The organism is Nonomuraea sp. NPDC052116 (assembly GCF_040680035.1).
In the GTDB taxonomy this organism is placed as follows: domain Bacteria; phylum Actinomycetota; class Actinomycetes; order Streptosporangiales; family Streptosporangiaceae; genus Nonomuraea; species Nonomuraea angiospora_A.
The window spans coordinates 1-7,582 of the sequence record NZ_JBFAWA010000086.1 but is presented as its reverse complement, the minus strand read 5'-3'; the positions used below and the strand labels follow the sequence as shown (position 1 = coordinate 7,582).

Here is a 7,582-nt window from a genome sequence, read left to right as displayed (position 1 = left end):
GGCATGGCGGGTTCTTGTATGACGCGGCGGAGTTCGATTCGGGATTTTTCGGGATTTCGCCGCGTGAGGCGTTGGCGATGGATCCGCAGCAGCGGCTGCTGCTCGAAACGTCGTGGGAGGCGGTTGAGCGGGCGGGGATCGATCCTCACGGGTTGCGTGGCAGTCGGACGGGTGTGTTCGCCGGCGTCATGTACCACGACTACGCTCCTCAGCTCTCGGCCGTGCCCGGCGAGCTGGAAGGGCTCATCGGCACCGGCAGCTCCGGCAGCATCGCCTCCGGCCGGGTGAGCTACACCCTGGGCCTGGAAGGTCCGGCCGTGACCGTGGACACGGCATGCTCGTCCTCCCTGGTGGCGCTCCACCTGGCGGTACAGGCGCTGCGGTCGGGGGAGTGCGATCTGGCGCTGGCCGGCGGTGTCACCGTGATGGCCACGCCGAGCACCTTCATCGAGTTCTCCCGGCAACGCGGCCTGTCCCCGGACGGGCGCTGCAAGGCGTTCTCGGCCGCCGCTGATGGCACCGGCTGGGGTGAGGGTGTCGGCATGCTGCTGGTGGAGCGGATGTCGGACGCCCAGCACAACGGGCACCGGGTGCTGGCGGTCGTCAAGGGCTCGGCGATCAACCAGGACGGTGCAAGTAACGGTCTGACCGCGCCGAACGGTCCTTCCCAGCAGCGGGTGATCCGCCAGGCGTTGGCGAACGCCGGGTTGTCGGCCGGGGACGTGGACGTGGTCGAGGCGCATGGCACCGGGACCGCTCTGGGTGACCCGATCGAGGCCCAGGCGCTCCTCGCGACGTACGGCCAGGACCGGGACCAGCCGCTCTGGCTGGGGTCGATCAAGTCGAACATCGGCCACGCGCAGGCCGCAGCGGGCGTCGCAGGTGTGATCAAGATGGTCATGGCGATGCGGAACGGGGTTCTGCCGCAGACGTTGCACGTGGATGAGCCGTCGCCGCATGTGGATTGGTCGGCCGGTGCTGTTGAGCTGCTGACCGAGGCGCAGCCGTGGCAGGAGAACGGGCACGTCCGTCGTGCTGCGGTCTCTTCGTTCGGGATCAGCGGTACGAACGCTCATGTCGTGCTGGAGGAGCCTCCCGCTTCGGCAACCGAGACCGGTGGCGCGGAGTTGCCGGTGGTGCCGTGGCTGGTGTCGGCCAAGGACGCGCAGGCGCTTCAGGCTCAGGCGGCTCAACTGGAGTCGTGGCTGTCGGCGCAGCCGTCGCTCTCGGTATCGGATGCTGCTTGGTCGTTGGCCACGGGGCGGGCGGTGCTGGAGCAGCGTGCGGTTGTGGTGGGCGCTGATCGTGGCGAGTTGCTGGCCGGGTTGCGGGCGGTGGCCGAGGGTTCCCCGGAGGTGGCGGCTGGCGGTCGGCTGGCGTTGCTGTTCGCCGGTCAGGGCAGCCAGCGGGTCGGTATGGGCCAGCAGTTGGCTGAAGCGTTCCCGGTGTTCGCCGAGACGCTGGAGGAGATCAACCAGCTTCTGCCGATCCGTGAGGTCATGTTCAACGACCCGGATGGAGTGTTGAACGAGACCGGAATGACCCAGCCGGCGCTTTTCGCCTTCGAGGTCGCCTTGTATCGGCTGCTGGAGTCCTTCGGTATCCGCGCGGATGTGCTGGTCGGGCACTCGATCGGCGAGATCGCCGCCGCTCACGTGGCCGGAGTCTTCTCGCTGGCCGACGCATGCGCCCTGGTGGCGGCCCGAGCCCGGCTGATGCAGGCCCTGCCGACCGGCGGCGCGATGCTCGCGATCGCCGCACCCGAGGCAGAGGTCCTGCCCCTGCTGGAAGGCCAGGTCGGGATCGCAGCGGTCAACGGCCCGGCAGCCGTGGTGATCTCCGGCGCCGCCCAAAAGATCGCCGAGATCGAGGAGCGGGTCAGCGCTCGGACACGCAGGCTGCGAGTCTCCCACGCCTTCCACTCCCCGCTGATGGAGCCGATGCTCGCCGACTTCGAGGAGGCCATCGCCGGGTTGTCCTACCACGAGCCTACTCTTGCGATCGTTTCCAACCTCACCGGCCAGATCGCTGAGCCGGGGCAGCTGACCACTCCGAGCTACTGGGTGGAGCATGTGCGCCAGGCGGTGCGGTTCGCCGATGGGGTTGCGGCTGCGGAGGCCGGTTGTTTCCTGGAGGTCGGCCCGGACGGGGTGCTGACGGGGCTGGCTCAGCAGAGCATCGCTGACGGGGTGTTCATCCCCGCTGCCCGCAAGGACCGGGATGAGGTCCGCGCGCTGGTCGAGGCGCTTGGTCGGTTGCACACGCACGGCATCGCCGTGGACTGGACGGCGGTGTTGACCCCGGCCAGGCAGGTCGATCTGCCCACCTATGCCTTCCAGCGGGAGCGGTACTGGGTTCCTGCCGCTCAGGACACCGGCGATGTGGACGCCGCCGGGCTGGGTGCCATCGATCACCCCGTACTCCGTGCCGCCATCTCGGCGCCGGACTCCGACACCCACACCTTCACGGGTCGATTGTCGCTGGCAACGCAGCCCTGGCTGGCCGATCACCAGGTCAACGGCCGGGTGGTGGTGCCGGGTGCGGCGCTGGTGGAGCTGGCGGTGCGGGCCGGGCATGAGCTGGACTGCCCGCAGCTGCGGGAGCTGACCATCCAGGCGCCGTTGCTGGTGCCTGCCGAGGGCGGCGTGCACATCCAGCTGGTCGCCGGACCATCCGATGAGTCAGGCACCCGTCCGGTGAGCATCCATTCCCGCAGCAACCAGGCGGGGGAGTGGGTGCAGCACGCTCAAGGCCTGCTCGCCGACCAGACGGAGGAGCCGACGTTCGACCTGGCTCAATGGCCCCCGGCCGGGGCGGCTGCGATTGACGTCGAGCAGCTGTACGACGACCTGGCCGCGAGCGGACTGGAGTACGGGCCGCTCTTCCAAGGCTTGACCGCCGCCTGGCAGCAGGGAAGCACGGTGTTCGCCGAGATCACGCTGCCGGAGCAGGCACATGCCGAGGCTGGCCAGTTCGGTTTGCACCCGGCTCTGCTGGACGCGTCCCTGCACGCTGCCGCGTTGGGTGACGTGGTGCCGAGAGCGGAAGCCGGACGGCCGTATCTCCCGTTCGCCTGGAGCGGGGTGTCGCTACATGCGGCCGGCGCGAGCGGCCTGCGCGTCAAGGTGAGCGCGGCTGGTGCGGCGAGTATCACGTTGAGCATCGCCGACGACACCGGCGCGCCGGTGGCCGAGGTCAACGCGCTCACCCTGCGAGCTCTGTCCGCCACCGAACTCAGCGCGTCCGAGATCCAGGGCTTGCTGCACCAGCTCGACTGGGAGGTGTTCCCGGCCGCTCCCGCGCAAGAGGCGCACCGGTGGGTCGTGCTGGGGCCCGATGACCTGGGCACGGGGACCGAGACCCGGTCGGATCTGGCCCCGATTCAGCCGGTGGAGACGGTCCTGGTCGCGTGCCCGGCCGAAGACCAGAACGTGCACGCCACGACCCACGCGACGCTGGAGCTGGTCCAGGAGTGGCTCGCCGACGACCGCTTGACCTCGTCCCGGCTGGTCGTCGTCACGCGTGACGCGGTGGCGGCCGGTCCGGAGGATGTGCCGGATCCGGCGCAGGCGGCGGTGTGGGGCCTGGTACGCGCCGCGCAGGCCGAGCAGCCCGGCCGGTTCACGCTGCTGGACCTGGACGCGGAGCCGCTGCGCGCGGAGACGATCGACCAGGTCCTGGCCACGGGCGAGGCCCAACTGGCCGTCCGAGCCGGTCAACTGATGACCCCGCGCCTCAAGCGGGCAGCAGGGCCGGTTTCGGGACCGGAGCAGTTCGGGTCCGAGGGGACCGTGCTGGTTACCGGTGGCACCGGCGGGTTGGGCGCGTTGGTGGCCCGGCACCTGGTGGTCGCACACGAGGTCAGGCACCTGCTCCTGGTCAGCCGCCGGGGCCTGGAGGCGCCCGGTGCCGCCGCACTCGTGGTCGAGCTGGCCGAGCACGGCGCGAACGTGTCGGTGGCCGCCTGCGACGTCGCCGACCGAGACGCCCTCGCCCACCTGATCACCTCGATTCCCGCCGAGCACCCGCTGACGGGTGTCGTCCACACGGCAGGTGTTCTGGATGACGGTGTCATCGCCTCCCTCACACCGGAGCGCATCGACGCCGTCCTGCGGCCGAAGGCCGATGCGGCCCGGCATCTGCACGAGCTCACGCGGGACCTTGATCTGACCGCGTTCGTGCTGTTCTCCTCGGTGGCCGGGGTGCTGGGCAGCGCGGGCCAGGGCAACTACGGCGCGGCCAACGCATACCTGGACGCGCTGGCGCACAACCGCAGAGCGCAGGGTCTCCCGGCCACCTCGCTGGCCTGGGGCGTCTGGGCCACCGACGGTATGGCGGGCGAGCTCAAGGAATCCGACCTGCGCCGCATGGAACGCGCAGGCGTGAAGCCGCTGTCCATCGATGACGGGCTCGCTCTCTTCGACACCGCTGTGTCGTCCGGGCAGACGCTGCTGATCCCCGCACGGTTCGTACAAACCCGGACCAACGGGCGCACCCCGGTGCGTCGTGCCGGCAGCGCCAACGGTCTCGCCCAGCGTCTGACCGCGCTGGACCCGGCCGGACGCCGAGTGATGCTGACAGACCTGGTCCGCGGCAGCGCGGCCACGGTACTCGGGTTCGCCGAGGGGTCGGCCATCGACCGGCAACGCCAGTTCCAGGACCTCGGCTTCGACTCGCTGACCGCGGTCGAGTTCCGCAACCAGCTCAACGCCGCCACCGGACTTCAGCTCCCGGCCACCCTCATCTTCGACTACCCGACCGCTGAGGCGGTGGCGGAGTTCCTGGCGGGTGAGCTGGTCGGCGGGCAGACCTCGCAGGCCGTGGCGGCCACCACGACGGCGACGGACGAGCCGATCGCGATCGTCGGCATGGCGTGCCGGTACCCGGGTGGCGTGACCTCGCCGGAGGGCCTCTGGGAGCTGGTGGCGCAGGCCCGGGACGCGATCGGAGACTTCCCGACCGATCGCGGCTGGGATGTGGAAGGGGTGTACGGGCCGGAGCCCGGCACGCCGGGCAAGACTTACACGCGTTTGGGCGGGTTCCTGTACGACGCCGCCGAGTTCGACCCTGTGTTCTTCGGGATTTCGCCGCGTGAGGCGTTGGCGATGGATCCGCAGCAGCGGTTGTTGCTGGAGACGTCGTGGGAGGCGGTTGAGCGGGCGGGGATCGATCCTCACGGGTTGCGTGGCAGTCGGACGGGTGTGTTCGCCGGGGTCATGTACCACGACTACGGGCTGGGCACTCCGGCGAACAGCAGCGGCGGGAGTCTGGTGTCGGGCAGGGTCTCCTACACGTTGGGGCTGGAGGGCCCGGCGGTGACTGTGGACACGGCGTGTTCGTCGTCGTTGGTGGCGTTGCATTGGGCTGCTCAGGCGTTGCGGTCGGGGGAGTGTGATCTGGCGCTGGCCGGTGGTGTGACGGTGATGTCGACGCCGGGGATGTTCATCGAGTTTTCGCGGCAGCGGGGGCTGGCGGCGGATGGGCGGTGCAAGGCGTTCTCGGCCTCGGCGGATGGCACGGGCTGGGGTGAGGGTGTCGGTGTGCTGCTGGTGGAGCGGCTGTCGGACGCTCAGCGCAACGGGCACCAGGTGCTGGCGATCCTCAAGGGTTCGGCGATCAACCAGGACGGTGCGAGCAACGGGATCACAGCCCCGAACGGTCCTTCCCAGCAGCGGGTGATCCGTCAGGCCCTGGCGAACGCCGGGTTGTCGGCCGGGGACGTGGACGTGGTCGAGGCGCACGGCACGGGCACCAAGCTCGGCGACCCGATCGAGGCTCAGGCGCTCCTCGCAACCTACGGCCAGGAGCGGGACCAGCCGCTGTGGCTCGGTTCACTGAAGTCGAACATCGGTCACACGCAGGCTGCAGCCGGTGTGGGTGGCGTGATCAAGATGGTCATGGCCATGCGGAACGGGGTTCTGCCGCAGACCTTGCATGCGGATGAGCCGTCGCCGCACGTGGACTGGTCGGCCGGTGCCGTTGAGCTGCTGACCAACGCGCAGCCGTGGGAGCAGAACGGGCACGCCCGTCGTGCGGCAATCTCTTCGTTCGGGATCAGCGGTACGAACGCTCATGTCGTGCTGGAGGAGCCTCCCGCTTCGGCAATCGAGACCGGTGGCGCGGAGCCAAGGGTGGTGCCGTGGCTGGTCTCCGCGAGGAGTCGCGAGGCCCTTCAGGCTCAGGCCTCTCGACTGGCGTCGTGGCTGGAGGAGCGGCCGGAGCTGAAGACGGCCGATGCTGCTTGGTCGTTGGCCACGGGGCGGGCGGTGCTGGAGCAGCGTGCGGTGGTGGTGGGCGCTGATCGTGACGAGCTGCTGGCCGGGTTGCGGGCGGTGGCCGAGGGTTCCCCGGAGGTGGCAGCTGGGGGCAGGCTGGCGTTGCTGTTCGCCGGTCAAGGCAGCCAGCGGGTCGGGATGGGCCGGCAGTTGGCCGAGGCGTTCCCGGTGTTCGCCGAGGCGCTGGAGGAGATCAACCAGCTGCTGCCGATCCGTGAGGTCATGTTCGACGACCCGGATGGGGTGTTGAACGAGACCGGGATGACTCAGCCGGCGTTGTTCGCCTTCGAGGTGGCTTTGTATCGGCTGCTGGAGTCCTTCGGGGTCCGCGCTGATGTGCTGGTTGGGCATTCGATCGGGGAGATCGCCGCCGCGCACGTGGCCGGAGTGTTCTCGCTGGCCGATGCATGCGCCCTGGTGGCGGCCCGAGCCCGGTTGATGCAGGCCCTGCCGACCGGTGGTGCGATGCTCGCGATCGCCGCACCCGAGGCGGAGGTTCTGCCGCTGCTGGAGGGCCAGGTCGGGATCGCGGCGGTCAACGGTCCGGCTGCGGTGGTGATCTCCGGCGATGCCCAAGCGATCGCTGAGGTCAAGGAGCGGGTCAGCGCTCGGACACGCAGGCTGCGGGTCTCCCACGCCTTCCACTCGCCGCTGATGGAGCCGATGCTGGCCGACTTCGAGGAGGCCATCTCCGGTCTGACCTACCACGAGCCGACGGTCGCGATCGTTTCCAACCTCACCGGCCAGATCGCTGAGCCGGGCCAGCTGGCCACCCCGAGCTACTGGGTGGAGCACGTGCGCCAGGCTGTGCGGTTCGCCGACGGGGTGATGGCTGCGGAGGCCGGTTGTTTCCTGGAGGTCGGCCCGGACGGGGTGCTGACGGGGCTGGCTCAGCAGAGCGTCGCCGATGGGGTGTTCATCCCCGCCACGCGGAAGGACCGGGATGAGGTCCGCGCGCTGATCGAGGCGCTTGGCCGGTTGCACACGCACGGCATCGCCGTGGACTGGACGGCGGTGCTGGCCCCGGCCAGGCACGTAGACCTGCCCACCTACGCCTTCCAGCACCAGCGGTACTGGGTGCCGGCCAGCCTGGAGTCCGGCGATGTGGACGCCGCCGGGATGGGCGCCATCGAGCATCCGATGTGGAGTGCGATGACCGAGGTGGCCGGCGGCGAGTCGGTCATCTTCACCGGCCGCCTGTCCCTCACGTCACAGCCCTGGCTGGCCGATCACCAGGTCAACGGCCGGGTGGTGGTGCCGGGTGCGGCGCTGGTGGAGCTGGCGGTGCGGGCCGGGCATGAGCTGGA

At 69.9% G+C, this 7,582-nt stretch carries 1 protein-coding gene; it reads left to right on the top strand.

What is annotated here, in order from left to right:
* Nucleotides 1-14: 14 nt before the first annotated feature.
* Nucleotides 15-7,582: type I polyketide synthase (locus AB0L65_RS62610; RefSeq protein WP_364267464.1), on the top strand; the 7,568-nt coding region annotated here is incomplete at its 3' end.